Origin of the sequence: Streptomyces aureocirculatus (genome assembly GCF_000720475.1) — a bacterium.
GTDB lineage: Bacteria > Actinomycetota > Actinomycetes > Streptomycetales > Streptomycetaceae > Streptomyces > Streptomyces aureocirculatus.
On sequence record NZ_JOAP01000008.1, the window covers coordinates 112,947 to 126,497 of the forward strand.

The 13,551-nt window shown below is 68.2% G+C and carries 13 protein-coding genes; all 13 read right to left on the minus strand.

What is annotated here, in order from left to right; translation table 11 throughout:
• Positions 1–7 precede the first annotated feature (7 nt).
• The 13 genes from IG78_RS0109940 to IG78_RS0110000 all read right to left on the minus strand — a co-directional run bounded on the left by IG78_RS0109940 (position 8) and on the right by IG78_RS0110000 (position 13,447).
• Positions 8–1,237: a damage-control phosphatase ARMT1 family protein gene (locus tag IG78_RS0109940; protein WP_030561296.1), complete on the minus strand. Its 1,230-nt coding sequence runs from the start codon at positions 1,235–1,237 to the stop codon at positions 8–10.
• Between the two features lie 733 nt (positions 1,238–1,970).
• On the minus strand, positions 1,971–2,180 hold the full coding sequence (locus tag IG78_RS45505) for a hypothetical protein (RefSeq protein ID WP_225882038.1): 210 nt from the start codon (positions 2,178–2,180) through the stop codon (positions 1,971–1,973).
• Between the two features lie 459 nt (positions 2,181–2,639).
• On the minus strand, positions 2,640–4,139 hold the full coding sequence (locus tag IG78_RS0109950) for an amino acid permease (RefSeq protein WP_030561298.1): 1,500 nt from the start codon (positions 4,137–4,139) through the stop codon (positions 2,640–2,642).
• A gap of 44 nt (positions 4,140–4,183) precedes the next feature.
• Entirely contained in the window at positions 4,184–5,113 is a 930-nt protein-coding gene (locus tag IG78_RS0109955) for a hypothetical protein (RefSeq protein WP_225882037.1), read from the minus strand.
• 79 nt (positions 5,114–5,192) lie between these two features.
• Positions 5,193–5,843, minus strand: a complete 651-nt coding sequence (locus tag IG78_RS0109960) for an L-threonylcarbamoyladenylate synthase (RefSeq protein ID WP_030561302.1) — start codon at positions 5,841–5,843, stop codon at positions 5,193–5,195.
• A 4-nt stretch (positions 5,844–5,847) separates the two neighbouring features.
• Entirely contained in the window at positions 5,848–6,612 is a 765-nt protein-coding gene (locus IG78_RS0109965; RefSeq protein ID WP_030561304.1) for a phytanoyl-CoA dioxygenase family protein, read from the minus strand.
• Positions 6,596–7,432, minus strand: a complete 837-nt coding sequence (locus IG78_RS0109970; protein WP_051852487.1) for a creatininase family protein — start codon at positions 7,430–7,432, stop codon at positions 6,596–6,598. Before IG78_RS0109970 ends, IG78_RS0109965 begins: the two co-directional genes overlap by 17 nt.
• Positions 7,429–8,226 carry a class I SAM-dependent methyltransferase gene (locus tag IG78_RS0109975; protein ID WP_030561308.1) on the minus strand — a complete coding sequence of 266 codons (798 nt, stop codon included), beginning with the start codon at positions 8,224–8,226 and terminating at the stop codon, positions 7,429–7,431. The genes IG78_RS0109970 and IG78_RS0109975 overlap by 4 nt, the downstream gene beginning before the upstream one ends.
• Positions 8,223–8,888 (minus strand): HAD family hydrolase, encoded by a 666-nt coding sequence (locus tag IG78_RS0109980; RefSeq protein WP_051852488.1) that lies wholly within the window; start codon positions 8,886–8,888, stop codon positions 8,223–8,225. Before IG78_RS0109980 ends, IG78_RS0109975 begins: the two co-directional genes overlap by 4 nt.
• Positions 8,885–9,331, minus strand: a complete 447-nt coding sequence (locus IG78_RS0109985) for a hypothetical protein (protein WP_030561312.1) — start codon at positions 9,329–9,331, stop codon at positions 8,885–8,887. Before IG78_RS0109985 ends, IG78_RS0109980 begins: the two co-directional genes overlap by 4 nt.
• Positions 9,313–10,383 (minus strand): enolase C-terminal domain-like protein, encoded by a 1,071-nt coding sequence (locus tag IG78_RS0109990; RefSeq protein WP_051852490.1) that lies wholly within the window; start codon positions 10,381–10,383, stop codon positions 9,313–9,315. Before IG78_RS0109990 ends, IG78_RS0109985 begins: the two co-directional genes overlap by 19 nt.
• Positions 10,380–12,431: a phosphoketolase family protein gene (locus tag IG78_RS0109995; protein WP_030561316.1), complete on the minus strand. Its 2,052-nt coding sequence runs from the start codon at positions 12,429–12,431 to the stop codon at positions 10,380–10,382. The genes IG78_RS0109990 and IG78_RS0109995 overlap by 4 nt, the downstream gene beginning before the upstream one ends.
• Positions 12,428–13,447 carry a hypothetical protein gene (locus IG78_RS0110000; RefSeq protein ID WP_249926093.1) on the minus strand — a complete coding sequence of 340 codons (1,020 nt, stop codon included), beginning with the start codon at positions 13,445–13,447 and terminating at the stop codon, positions 12,428–12,430. Before IG78_RS0110000 ends, IG78_RS0109995 begins: the two co-directional genes overlap by 4 nt.
• Between the last annotated feature and the right edge of the window lie 104 nt (positions 13,448–13,551).

Consider the following 13,551-nt stretch of genomic DNA (forward strand, 5'->3'; position numbering starts at 1 on the left):
GCCGCGTCTACGGCCGAACCTGGATCAAGGCATGAGTACCGCTCGTACGCCAAGCCGCGCCGGACTGCTCCAGAGCGTCCAGCGCTTTCTGCTCCAGCCCCACGATGACGTCGGACTTGAGCGTGCGAAACGCCGCGACGGCCCCGGGGAAGTACGCCGTGCAGTCGGCGAACGGCGTCGTCGCGTCCCACAGGCGGTCGCCCACCAGCCGCCGGTAGTTGAGGTCGCCCTTCAGGATGGTCAGCGTGACGGCCGCGAACTCCTCTCGCAGGTCCTCCGGCATGTCCTCATACGGCAGCGGCGCGCAGAAGAACGGGTGGGCGCGGATCTCCAAGCGCCCGGTCGCCGTGGCGTCCCAGAGGCGCCCGCCGATCCCACCCGCCTCACCGGGCGCCTCAGCGAGGCGGCGCAGGCAGTCGACGACGTCGGCCGTCATCGCGTCGGAGACGTAGTACGGGTAGGGCTTTACGTGGAGCACGATCCGCTCGGCGTGCCGGTGCAGCAGGAGGTGGTCGATGAGGATCAGGTCCGGGGTCAGCTCCCGCCCCGCGTTGTCGGCCACCACGGCGACCGTTGCGCCGGCCCCGGCGGGCAGGAGCTGCCAGAGCACAGCGCTGTCATCGGCGACCAGGCCATCGGCAATGGCACCGGGCGCTGCGTCCCCCTCGGTAACGCGGAAGCCGAGATCCGCGCGGTTGCCCCAGAGCGAGGCGTGGAGCAGAGCTGTGGCTCGCTCGTCGGCCGGTGCGCCGGCGAGCGCGTCCAAGGCCCGAAGCTCCTCGTCCACCGCCGTGCCGCGCAGCTCGGCCCGCTTGAAGGGGGCGAAGGGATCGACCCCTTGCCACGGGCTCGTACCGAAGTATTCGGTGGCTCCGAGGAGCCTGCGGTAGAAGTAGCTCTCCGCCCACAGGAACGGGGCGTCGAACCACGATCGCCCGAAGTGCTTTCGTCCCCAGGCCGACCACTGTCCGTGGTCGGGCTCCGAGGGAGCGAGTGGTTCGATCACGCCGTTGGTGATCTCGTCCAGCAGGGCATCGAGAGCCTCGTGCTGGCGGGGACCGTATGGAAAGGCGTCCCGTACCTGCTGGATCAGTGCCGGATGCCGCTTGGCCAAGACGCCCCAGGCGAACGAGCCGGGCTCGTTGCTCAAGATGACCGGTGCGTGCGGTTCGGCGGCCAGACGGGCGGAGCCGCTGCCCACGCCGTCGTCCGAGCTGCGGGACGTCTTCTCTGCCATGGTGTCCAAGCCTTTCGCTTGTCGCTCACGAATCCTTGATCCTCAGGGCCACTACCCCCGCCGCACTGCCGACCAGCACCTCTCCCGTTACGGGTTCGAAGGCCGCGCAGTGCAGGGAAGCGTCCACCCTGATCTGAGCGATCTGGCTTTGCTCACTGAGCGACCACAGACGCACTGTCCCGTCCGCCGCGGCTGACACCAGGCGGTCTCGTCGCCAGTGAAGCCGAGCATAAGGATGCGGCCGGTGTGCCCGGCGAGGTGGGAGGTGAACCTGTCCGCGCCGAGTTGCCGCACCGCGATGTCACCGGTTCCCGCACCGACCGCGACACGATGCCCCCCTGGTCCGACGACTGTGGCGGCGCGGGCCCACCCGCTAGGGCTGGAGAACCAGCTCACAAACTCCCCGGTGAGGGCGTGCCACCCGCGTACGGAGCCGTCGCCTCCACAGGCAGCGACGAGGTCACCGCTGTTGTCGAAAGCGAGCGGGCGCAGTCGGCCCGCGTGAACGTCCTGGCTCCACAGCAGCGCCCCTGTAGAGAAGTCCCAAACCAGATGTGTCCGCCGCCCGTAATCGCGGCGATGCGGGATGTCGAGCGAGCCATCGCAAACGGTCGGAGGCGGCGGAGACACCAGGCTGGCGTACGGGCAGCCTCCGGTCAGCGCCACGTCCCCAGGCTGTGAGCTGAGTCGGTAGGTCCCAGTGCGTTGAGCCACTCAGGAACAGAGGGTGACCTCAGCGCTCGCTGTTGCCCGGTTCGGGCACGGTCGAGTGGGCAGGTCTTGTCCGGTCAGGGGAAGGCGTGGCCGCGCTGTCGTGGTCGCTGACGAGCCACGCACCCAAAAGGAGGCCCACGACGAGCAGGACCAGGTGACGGTTCTTCTTCCACCACGATGGCGGGCTGGGCTTGGTTATGACGTACTCCACGCCTGGGGGCTTCGGCACGGAAATCCTCCCTCTCTTGGAGAGCATCCCGGAGTAGGCGTGATGCTGCCTTGGTCCGGGAGCGTGTGGACGTGCGGACGTAGACGTTTACGCGAGTGGAGTTGCCGGTGAGGGCCCAATCCGTGGTGGCGGCTGGGCGTGCAAAGGACGGGCAGTTCCCGCTGCCGAGCGGGTCGCCTCGTATCGGCTTGGAGCCAAGTGTGAAATATGAAGCCGTCGAGCAGCTACTCGATTAGCGATGCCGCCGGCACGATGAGCCCTGCGAACCAGAGGTTCTCAGCCAAGCGGCTGCAGGCGTTTCGCGGTTTGAGCGAAAGGTGCTGTGCAGACGGCTGGAGATACCGCCACTCGCGCCAAGGCTGCCGAACGCAGACTCCGCGTGGCCCGCCCCACATCAGCACGGACCACGTCAAAGCCGTCCGGAGGGGGCCTACCAGCGAGCCGTCTGCATCCCTGGCCCTAATCGCGATCGCGGCTGGCGTTACGCGGGTGGTGCGGGTTGAGGAACCATTTGCGGGCCGAGGCAAGCCACCAGGCACCGCAGAAGGCAACGACGACCCCGACCGCGATCGGCGCGTAGTTGAAGGTGTCCGCGGTGACCGGGGAGCTCTGCGGCAGCATGAACAGCACCGTGATCACCATGACCCACACGACGGCGATCGTGCCGACCGTGGTGGACCAGGAGCCCAGGTGCCAGGGGCCACGCTCGAACCGGCTCCCCAGGCGCAGCCGCAGGAACGTGGGGATCACGTACGCGATGTAGAGGCCGATGGTCGCGATAGAGGTGACGGCCGCGTACGCGGTGCTGTTCCACAGGTAGGGCAGGCCGAGGACGAAGGCACCGCCGGTGGCGAGCCAGACGGCGTTGGTGGGGGTGCGTGTGCCGGGGTGGAGCTTGTGCCACGTCCGGGAGAAGGGCAGCGCGCCGTCGCGGGAGAAGGCGTAGATCATGCGGGAGTTGGCGGTCACTGAGGCCATCCCGCAGAAGAGTTGGGCGACGATGATGACGAGCAGCAGCCACTTGCCGGCCGCCGCGCCGAGGGCGTCCATGAGGATCTGGGCCGGGGGCACGCCGGTGCTCGATTCGAGGGCGCCGGTGTAGGAGTCGATGGCGTAGGTGAAGCCGAAGAGGAGGACGAATCCGGCCGCGAGGGAGACGAGGATCGAGCGGACGATTCCCTTGGGGCCGGCGGTGGCCGCGTCGATCGTTTCCTCGGTCATGTGGGCCGAGGCGTCGTAGCCGGTGAAGGTGTACTGCGCCATCAGCAGCCCGATGAGCACCACGTAGGCGCTGGAGGCGAAGCCGGTGTTGTTGACGAACTCACCGAAGACGAAGTGGGCCGACTGGTGGTGGTCGGGGATGAGGACCAGGGCGCCGCAAATCACCACGACGCCGAGGATGTGCCACCAGATGGAAACCTCGTTGAGGGCGGCGACAATGCGCACGCCGAAGGTGTTGAGGACGCCGTGCAGGACCAGGATGATCCCGAACAGCGTGATGGTGTGCCCTGGCGTGGCGGCGTATCCGAACTGGAGATCAAGCAGGGCGTTGAGGAAGTTGGCGGCGCCGAAGTCGATGCCCGCGGTGACGGCTATCTGGCCGAGGGTGTTGAACCATCCGGTGAACCACGCCCAGGCCGCCGCCGAGCGTCTCGGGGCCATGCGGTGCGCCCAGAAATACAGGCCGGCGCTGGTGGGGTATGAGGAGCAGACCTCGGCCATCGACAGCCCGACGAAGAGTGTCATGAGGCCGACGAACAGCCAGCCCCACATGATCACCGCCGGGCCGCCGGTGTTCATGCCGTAGCCGTACATGGTCATGCAGCCGGACAGGATCGAGATGATCGTGAAGCTGACGCCGAAGTTGGCGCGGCCGGACATCGAGCGGGACAGCGTCTGCTGGTAGCCGAGCTGCTTGAGGCGTTCCTCGTCGGAGACGCGGGAGACATCGAGAGGCACAGGGGTTCCGTCCTTCGTACATGAAAGGGGGATGGTTCGGGTGCTCAGCGGTGTCGGCGTCGCGGAGGGCTGTAGGCCCAGCCGCGGTGCCGCAGGAACAGTTCGCGGTGCTGGCCGCAGTACGACCACGGCACTTGCGTGGCGTACGGGCCGATCGCGTCGAAGACCTCTAGGGCCTCGTGGTGGCGGTTCGCGAACGACAGGGCGTGGGCGAGGTAGTTGGCGTCGTCGGCAAAGCAGGCGTGAGGCTGCGGTGCTCGGTAGCGCCACCAGCGCTCCAGCACCGGATCGATCTGCGGGCAGTCGACCCATGGGTGGATCGTCAGGCCGTATGACGTCTGGTCCTGCTCCTGGCGGGACCGGTGTGCTTCCGCCAGGGCGACCAGGGGCAAGGCCGCTATGGGCAAGCCTTGGGGAGCGATGGATGCCTGCTCCTCGGCCCACCAGGCCGCCTCACCTGGCTTTCCGTGATGGCGGGGAAGCAGGTACGTGATGACCTCGTGGTGCGCCTCGCGATTCCACGGGTCACGCTGCTTGATCTCCTCCCATACGTGGCAGAGCGTGTCCCGATCGGGAGCGTGGGTGCGAAGTAGCGCGAGCATGACAATCAAAGGGGCGACATCCTGCGGCCACACATCCAGAGCGGCACGGGAGGTGGCCCACGCTTCCTCCATGAGCGTCCGGCCCGCGTCCCGTCCGACGATCATGGCGCGCAGAGCCTGGACGTTCGCGAGAAGGGCGAGGGCGTGTGGTGAGCGCGGTTCGGCCTTCGCCCAGGTGTCCGCGAACCGGAGCCGTGCCCCCGCTTCGGCGAGGACCTGGAGGCGGAAGATCCGGCGATCCCAATCCTGGCCGGTAGAGGTTAGGAGATCGCGCGGGCCCTCCCAGCGGCCCATGGAGGCATCTTCGAGAACCCGCCGCAGCGCCTCGTCGCCCCTCGCCGGGTGCGTGTCGAGGAGTGGCCTGGGCCTCATCCCTTCCCGCCCTCGACCGCGATCCGCAGCCTGCATGGCCCCGGCGCCCGTCCCCACGCGACGCGACTCGATATCTCCATCAGGAGGGCTGCACTTCCCGTCCAAGGACTGCGTTGACAGCTCGCTGGTGGACGAGGCCCGTGCGTACGAGCTTGGCCTCCGGGGTGAAGCAGTCCACGATCGTCATGTGGTTGGCCGCAGGGCAGACCCCTCCGTCGACGACGACGGACACCGTGAGGCCCGAGGCCGCGAGGAAGGTGTGAATCTCATCCAGGGTGACGGCGGGACCGCAGTCATCCGGTCCGGCGTCGCCGGAGATGTTGGCCGTCGTCGCGGCTACAGGGACCTTGGCCCGTGCAGCCAGTTCGCCGAGGAACCCGGGCGCCATGGTGGTGAGCGCCGGCGAGCCGACACCGGCATGGCGTGCGGCGTCGTCGGGGTCCCGCCATGGCAGGAGGAGTGCGAGGTCGCCGGGCCAGAACTGTTGGGCGAGTCTCCGCGCCTCGGCTCCGAGTTGGAAGTGCTGTTCACAGACAGTCAGCGAAGGAGTGACGTAGGCGAGGGATTTACCGGTCGGGCGCCGCTTCCCTTCGAAGATGCTGCCGGCGGCATCCGCGTTGCTGGCGTCGGCGCAGATCATGTACCAGCGGTTGGTGGGAACGATGACGAGTTCTCCGGCCTCGATGGCGCGGGCAGCGGTATCGAGTTCGCCGGGGTAGACGATGCGCATGGTGCTACTCCTGGGAAGTAGGCGCGGGGATATCCGCGAGGGGCGGGTAGTCGAGCCAGGGGTCACGGAGAGCTTGGAGGCGGTGGCCTGCGTGATGCGGGTGGGAGACGCGGAAGTACGCCATCACCCTGGGGAACGGCATGAAGTTCTGGGCCACCGTGTGGGGAACGAGGTGGTGCATCAGCAGGACGTCTCCGGGGAGGCCGAGAAACGGGGTGCCTCGCTCGCGGTCGATCTCTGGCGGAACCTGTTCTGTCATTCCGAGTGGCCACTCCTCGGCGAACCAGCGGGCCATGGCGAGGTGCCCGCCGGGCAGGTAGTGCAGCGCTCCGCATCGCGGGTCGCTGACGTCGGAGAGGATCACGCCGACCAGCAGGGAGAACGTACGCAGCTCGCGCGGGTCCAGGTGAGGGCAGGAGACCCCGTCGACGTGCATGGCCTTTTCCGGTTGCATGCCTGGGAACTCGCTTTCGGGCACGCGTATCTGGATCTGCGCGGTCGTGACCGGTGCGGCGGCGCCGAGCAGGTCGCCGACGAGCTCGGCCGCGCCTGTCTCCGTGTACAAGGTGAGCAGTTCTGCGCTGTCCCCCAGTTCCGGGGCGAAGGTGCGCCGGGAGTACGCGGATATGTCGTCCGGAGTCATTTCCTTGCGGTACGACACGTCGATCAGGGATACGGCTCGCTTCACCTGGTCGGGGTCGGCCAAGCCGCGTCGTATGAGGACGCCGTCCCGTTTGAAGGTCGCCTTCTCCTCAGCTGTGAGACGCATGGGGCCCCCGTACGCCGGTCGGTTCGTGGGATGTGGGTGGGACGAGCCGGTCCAGCATGTCCACACACGCCTCCAGGGCGGCGGTGACGAGGGCCTGGCCGTGATCGGCGGTGGCCTGCCGCGGGTCGCCACCGATGACTCCGTGCGCGGAAATCGCGGGGTCGTCCGACGACCAGGGCCATGTGGTGCCCCGGCCGAATACGAGGCGCTGGATCTCCTCCCGTCGGGCGGGATCGTGAATGGGCTCACTCGGGAGGAGGTCCATCCGTACGTGGTCGGGTGCGAGGGCGAGCATCAGGGAGGTCTCCCGGACGCCGGCGTGCACCTCGGGGAACTCGCCGTCGTCCTGGAGCCGGCCGGCGGCGAGAGAGCCGGGATTGACCACGCAGGTTGCCGCATCGTGCGTGCGCTGGAGTTGGTGTACGAGGGCCTCAAGGACGCCCTTATTGCCTCCGTGGCCGTTGACGATGAGGACCGTACGCGCGGGGGTGGCCCTGATGTACTCCCCCACCAGCGTCTCGATCAGGGCGGTGTAGAGCGAGACGTTCAGGGTGATGGTGCCGGGTGACCAGGCGTGCTCCGGAGAGAGCCCATAGGGGACGGGGGGCACGACCCAGAGGTTGTGACGGTCCGCGACGTGCGTGGCCAGTCGCGAGGCGAAGCGCTCGGCGATGAGGCTGTCCGTGTTCAGCGGCAGGTGCGGGCCGTGCTGCTCAAGAGACCCGACCGGCAGGCAGAGGACCGACCGCTCACTCAGCTCGGACGTGAGACGCGGGGCTGTCAGCCTGCCGTAGGACCGCGCCTCGCCAGCAAGTGTCATTTCTTGCCCCGCCGTCCGAGGCGGATGAGGAATTCGTTCTCCTCGGGGAAGGTGTCGTTGTCGCTGAAGTCGGCCAGCCGGTGCTTCAGCGCGCCCTCGAACTCCTTCAGCCGGTCACCGAAGAGGTGAGGAGCGGCGAAGGACGTGGAGTAGAGGTAACCGAGGATGCTCTCCGCGGCCCAGGTGCGCTGAACGGGTACGCGGACTTCCTCGACCTCGTTGAAGGGCGACTCCTCCATGATCTCGCTGTAGGGGCGGTTGTGGTGCTGGAAGGTGCCGGACCCCGCCCGCCGCTGCTCTCCGAGGAAGCTCTTCACCACATCCCGGACGGCTTCCTTCCAGGGGCTCCCAGCAGCCCAGAAGCTGTTGTCCCCGAAAATGGCGACCACGCCGTCCGGAGCGACCTGCTCGTCCAGGAGAGTCAGGACGGCGGCTTGGTCGAGCCAGTGGAACGCACGACAGATGGTGACGAGTTCGGCATGCCAGCCAGCGGGTGGCGTGAAGTCCTCGGCCATGCTCTGGACGAGGGACAGGCTGGAGCCCTCGGGGAGCTTCGGCCGCAGCGCCGACTCGGCCGCGGCAAGCATGTCGGCGTCGTTGTCGACGGCGATGATGTCGCCGAAGCGGTCGAGGAGAGCCTCGGCCACGAGCCCGGTTCCCGTACCGACGTCCAGGAGCCGGCGGTGACCGTCGGGGCGTGCCGGTGCAGCGCGGTCGAGCACCGATGCCACATCGTCGGGGATGCCGGGGCGGAATTGGCGGTAGTACGTGGTGGTTCCGGCGAAGAGGCTCATGTGACGCTCCCTGCTGCGAGATGTTCGATGTACGTGGCGGCCGCCGTCAGGTCGGAGACGACGCGTACGCCGTGGTCAACGACCAAGTCTTCATCGGGGACTTGGCGCCCGCGGGATATCCAGACGGCTCTGAGGCCGGATTCGACGGCCCCCACGATGTCGCAGGCCCAGTCGTCGCCGACGTGGATCACGCGATCGGGGGCGACACCGAGCTGGTCGATGACGGTGTGGAAGGCACGGGGGTCCGGTTTGGTGTGTCCGATGCGGCAGGAGGGGAAGAAGTCGCTCACCCAGGGGGCGAGCAGGCCACGCAGTCCCTCGGTGTCGGCGTCGACGCACGTGACGTTGGACAGCGTGACCACAGTCGCAACGCCACTGATCCGGCGCAGAGCCTCCGTCGTGCCAGGGAAGAGACGGAACGGGGCCGGGGGAAGATCACGGGGGAATGACTCCGGTGGTACCTCCAATACCTCGCAGACCCCGGCTGCCACGGCGTCGGTGATCTCCGGCTGGGTGTGGAGGCTGGCCCGCATGACCGCCCGGGCCTGAGCGGCGGGCAGCGGGGAGGCTTCCGTCAGCCGCATCGTCAGGCCCGGACCGTCGGCGGTACCGAGGGTTCCGCCGACGTCGACCATGACCAGGAGTGAGGGATCGGTGGTCATTGGGGCCTCTCGGTGATCGCCGGCAGGGCGGAGACGATGGCCTCGACGCGCGCCTGTCTGATGGCGGTGGTCGTGGACTCGGACAGATAGGTCAGGACGTAGCGCAGCTCCGCCTCGTCCAGCGCCTCCAAAGCGCGCCCTTCCTTCGCGGCTGCCTGCTCAAGGTCCGGCGGCACGGTGCGGGGTCGTAGCCCATGCGGAAGGTGGAGCGCTCCGTCCCATTCCGTGCCCACGGCAGGGACGGCGGGGTGCTCCGCCGGGCGTAACACGGTGACGTCGTCCAGGGTGAGGATGCGTACGAAGATCCTTTCCCCTCCCGTCTCCAGGCTCCCCTTGAGGAAGGTGTCGTGGCCGTCGAGCCGCTCGGAGAGCACCAGGAACGGCCCATCAGGTCCCTGGACGACCGTGCCGTGGACAGCGACGTTCATCGATGTGCTGGGCATGCCGTGCTCCTCGGGGCCGTGCCGAGACCTGGGGTGGTCGGCAGACGGATGCGTCCGTGTTCCACATGAAGTGGGGTGTCGTAGAGGAGTTGCCGTCTCGGCTCCCACTGGAGGCGGTACTCCACGGCCGGTACGGCGTCGGGATGGGCGGCCGCGAGGTGGAGGCCGGGGACGAGCGAGCGCCCGTGCGGGTAGACGGGGACGGCCTGGGCGCGGGCCACGTCGAGGATCTGGAGTGCACGGGTGAGACCGCCGCAACCGACGACGTCGAGGATCAGAGCGCTGGGGTTGACGTACTGGATCAGCCCGGCCGGGTCCTCGTCGACGTGCGCGCGCTCACCGACTGCCAGCGGCACGTGCGTGGCCGCGAGGAGTGCATAGGTGTCCAGGTCGTGACGCGGCAGCGGGTCCTCCAGCCAGCGGAGGCTGCCGCCATCCACACTCTGGGCGAAGGCCATGGCCACAGCTGGAGTCCAGGTACCCACCGCGTCGACGGCAAGCGGGGCACCGATGGCCTGGGCACTCCGCTCTACAGCTCTCGCCATGCGTACGGCGGCGAGGTTGGGTGCGTCGGCCGATGCTCGACGCAGTCCCCACTTGGTGAAGGACCAGCCGCCCGACGCGACTCTGCCGAGTACGTCCAGGTCCTCGACGGCGGCCAGGTCCTGGGAAAGCCAGGAGGCGTAGGCCGATACGTCTGATCGTGGCGCATCGGTGCCCAGCAGGGCGGCGACGGGGCAGGAGGCGAGCCGGCCGTGTAGATCCCAGACGGCACAGTCGATCGCACCGACCGCCCACGACGCGCTCTCCGACGGGACTCGACGCGACGCCGTACGCAGCCGCTCCAGGAGCCGGACGTGGTCCAGGGCATCGGCGCCAGGCACGACGGATGCCAACACATCCCTCACATAGCTGCCGATCCGCTGACTGACCGGACCGTAGGTGCCGACAGTGCCAGCGCCCCAGATCATGAAGAAGATCGCGTCGTCACCCGGGGCCGTGTTCTCCCGCACTTCAGTGATCTCTAGGCGTTCGATGGTGGCCGGGTTCATCGGACCGCCTCGCGGGAGGCCAGCAGAAGGCCGGCGGATCGCTCCACGCCCGACCGATCCATGCGGAGGGCGTGGGCGAGGGAGCGCTGGGGCATGGGGCCGGGCGGCTCCTGCCAGCCGATGACGTCAGCGGGGCGACGGAGCCGTCCGGCCAGCAGCCCCCAGACAGCTGCGGAGTGGCCAAGGGTGAGGACGAGCACGGGAGCGTGGGTGCCGAGGTAGTGGTCGACCTCCCCGTCGTCGAGGCCGCGAGGCCAGCGTGACGAGTCGCCGAGGACGGTCAGGTCGAGCAGGTTCACCACCCGAACGCGGCACCCATACCGATCGCGGATGGCGTCCACGGCCTCCGTGGCGACGGCGGCCGGGATGTCTCCAGCCGTCACGACCGTAAGGTCAGGTTCACCGTCGTCGCTGAGGTGCGGCCAGATCGCTAAGCCATGCTCACGCTCCTCGTCGAGCGTGGCGACGGGGTGCCCGGTGCAGGCGTGTTTTCCGGCGATCACAAGGTTGACGCCATCGACGGAATCGAAGACCTCGTCCAGGACGGCCGCGGTGCGTACCGGGTCCGCCGGTGTCAGCACGCGCACCCGAGGATCGGCCAGGGCGAGGAGTGCACTGGCCAGAGACGGATCACCGTGGGTGTAGACGTTGTGCCACCCATAAGACGTGAGCAGAAGGTTGAGGCTGGGCAGGCCCATCGCGCCGGCCAAGCGCCGCTGCTTGATGTGACTCACCAAGCCGCTGGTGAGCAGCGGCGCGAACGCCTCGTACGAGACCATCACCCCTCGACGCCCACTGGCGGTCCATCCGGCGAGCCACTCCAGCAGCACCTCCTCCGCAAGGAGTTCGTGTGCCCAGCGCTCGCCGACCAGGCCCGGGAGCCGGTTGGACGAAAGCTCGTCCGGGCTTAGGACGCGGAAGTCTCCACGTGTGGCGTGCCCCTTTATGACCTCGGAGACCGCTTCACCGAACGTGTCCACCTGTCGGAGCACCGAGGCTCGCCCTGCCGCTCCCGGGCGCTCGGCTGGAGCGAAGGAGCACCAGCGAGCCGTGGCCACCGCCTCGGCTAGTTCCCTGCGGGGACGTCCGCTCGGATCGAAGAGATCTGCGGGCCGGTAGGAGACGAGCCAGTGAGCCAGCTCGGTGAGCTGCTCCTGATCGGTGCTCGGGCTGACCAGCGGTGTCTTGTGCAGGGCGGAGGTGCCCAGCAGGGGGCGGCCTCCGAGCGATGTGGGGCCACCCCATCCCTTCAAACAGCGCAGGATCAGCACCGTGTACCGTCCCGCGAGCGTCTCCTCCAGTGCCTCCCGTAACGCCACCTGGAAGACGCTGTGCTCCTGCGGAGAACCCGTCACGACATGGACCACCGAGCCCGTCCAGCCCAGGCCGCCGAAGTATGCGCGAAGCTCGTCGTCGTTCATCGCGCCGAGCAGCGACTGCTGTCCCATGCGGAATCCGTTGACGTGCACGATGGGCAGTACCGAGGCACCGGGAAGGACTCTCTGCCCTAGCCAGCTCGCTGCGGTCGTAGGGGTCTCACACTCGCCGTCCCCGATGATGGGCACGACGACCCTGTCCGATGCGTCGACGGCGACTCCCTGCGCGAACGGAAGACAGCCGCCGAGCCGCCCACCGAGGAAGCCGCCGGCGGGGAGAGAGGGCGAGACCTCGGACCCGAGGCCCTCCACGTCCGGGAACGCCTGCGCCAGCCGCCGCAGACCATCCGCATCCGGACCGAACCGCGACCGCACCTTCGCGAGCTCTCCCGTCACCCAGGACACGGCGAGCTGGACGACACCAGCGTGCCCCGCACCCAGGAGCGGCACCACATCCGCTCGCCGGTCCAGGTGCCCAGCAGCGAGCGCCACGTGGGACAACGCCCAGGCGGTGCCAGGCACGGTGCCCCAGTGCCCGGAGGGGCGTGCCTTCACATGCTCGGCGGCCAGCGGCTCCGTGAGCAGGACGTTGTCCCGCAGGTGCAGCTGACAGACCGAGGCGTAGACAGTCGCCCGCCACAGAGCATCGGCCAGAAGGGCGGTCTCGGTCACCGCGCACCGACCAGGGGCTCTTCAGCGAAGGTGAAGTACCACAGGGGCCGGTAGCACTCCCATGCGGCGGGCCGCAGCCCAGTGGGACCCATGATGTCCTCGATCACCACGCGGGCCTGCAAGTAGTGCTCCAGGTCCTGGGCTCCGGGGGTACGCAGGCCGGCCATGACTGAGTTGTGGGCCTGGTAGACCTGGAAGTTGGGGAACTCGGAGACGTATGGAGCCAGCGCACCGACGCCCGCATGCAGAGCCTCAAGTCCGTCCAACCCCACGATGTAGGTGAACGAGGTGCCGTGACCGGCTTCCAACGCGCGCCGGAGCACTCCCGGCATCTGCGATGCGACGAGTACGGCCTTGCTGGCCTTCAGCAGCAGATCCCGGCGAGTGAAGCACTCAGCGGTGAGCCGCAGAACGAAGGGTGTCACGTCCCGGGCGAGTTGATCAAAGGCGTACCTGGATCCCAGCACTGAGGTCAGGAAGCCGATTCGCGCTTTGACACCGTGTTCGTCGAGCACAGTCCGCAGAGTGCGAAGGTGATGCACCGCCGCCGCCTCACGTTCGAAGCAACCCGTTGAAACGGTCACCTCGCGCAGTTCCGTCAGGTCTCGGCGCGGGTGCTGCTCCCGCAGAGCGGAGAGGAGCTCCCGCAGGTCCCGCTCCTCCGAGAGCCGAGGGTCAGCGGCGGCTTCAAGGGTGTTCGGGCAGAAGGCGCACCCCACACAACGGCTGCGAGCGTTCGGGTTGAGGGTGAGAGCCGCGCCGCCATCGCGGAAGTATCCGCCGACCGCCTCGTCCGCATCGATGCGCTCAACGGTTCCGACTGGCGCGCCGCCCAGCGTGAGGTGCTCGCCCCTGAGCCGGAACGGAGAGTCCGTGACGTTCAAGGGGACTATGAGCTGCCAGGGCACCGATGGCGCGCTCAACAGTCGGACCTGGACGCGGGCCCGGTGGCGCGGCAGATCGGAGTCGATGCCGTGCAGATTGACCGCGATGAGCAGCGCGTCCTCGACGGGCACGCGGTACTTGGCTGCGAGCCGCTCCACCGCTCTGAGCGTGGAGGTCGTGCTGGTCTGTCCGCTGAGTAGTGCCGTCATGCGCGTGCTCCGTCCAGTCAGCCGGA

Bases quoted from the DNA above. Each gene is read 5' to 3' on its own strand.
- IG78_RS0109940 (WP_030561296.1), bottom strand. From the start codon at position 1,237: ATGGCAGAGAAGACGTCCCGCAGCTCGGACGACGGCGTGGGCAGCGGC.
- IG78_RS0109955 (WP_225882037.1), bottom strand. From the start codon at position 5,113: ATGAGGCCCAGGCCACTCCTCGACACGCACCCGGCGAGGGGCGACGAG.
- IG78_RS0109960 (WP_030561302.1), bottom strand. From the start codon at position 5,843: ATGCGCATCGTCTACCCCGGCGAACTCGATACCGCTGCCCGCGCCATC.
- IG78_RS0109965 (WP_030561304.1), bottom strand. From the start codon at position 6,612: ATGCGTCTCACAGCTGAGGAGAAGGCGACCTTCAAACGGGACGGCGTC.
- IG78_RS0109970 (WP_051852487.1), bottom strand. From the start codon at position 7,432: ATGACACTTGCTGGCGAGGCGCGGTCCTACGGCAGGCTGACAGCCCCG.
- IG78_RS0109975 (WP_030561308.1), bottom strand. From the start codon at position 8,226: ATGAGCCTCTTCGCCGGAACCACCACGTACTACCGCCAATTCCGCCCC.
- IG78_RS0109980 (WP_051852488.1), bottom strand. From the start codon at position 8,888: ATGACCACCGATCCCTCACTCCTGGTCATGGTCGACGTCGGCGGAACC.
- IG78_RS0109985 (WP_030561312.1), bottom strand. From the start codon at position 9,331: ATGCCCAGCACATCGATGAACGTCGCTGTCCACGGCACGGTCGTCCAG.
- IG78_RS0109990 (WP_051852490.1), bottom strand. From the start codon at position 10,383: ATGAACCCGGCCACCATCGAACGCCTAGAGATCACTGAAGTGCGGGAG.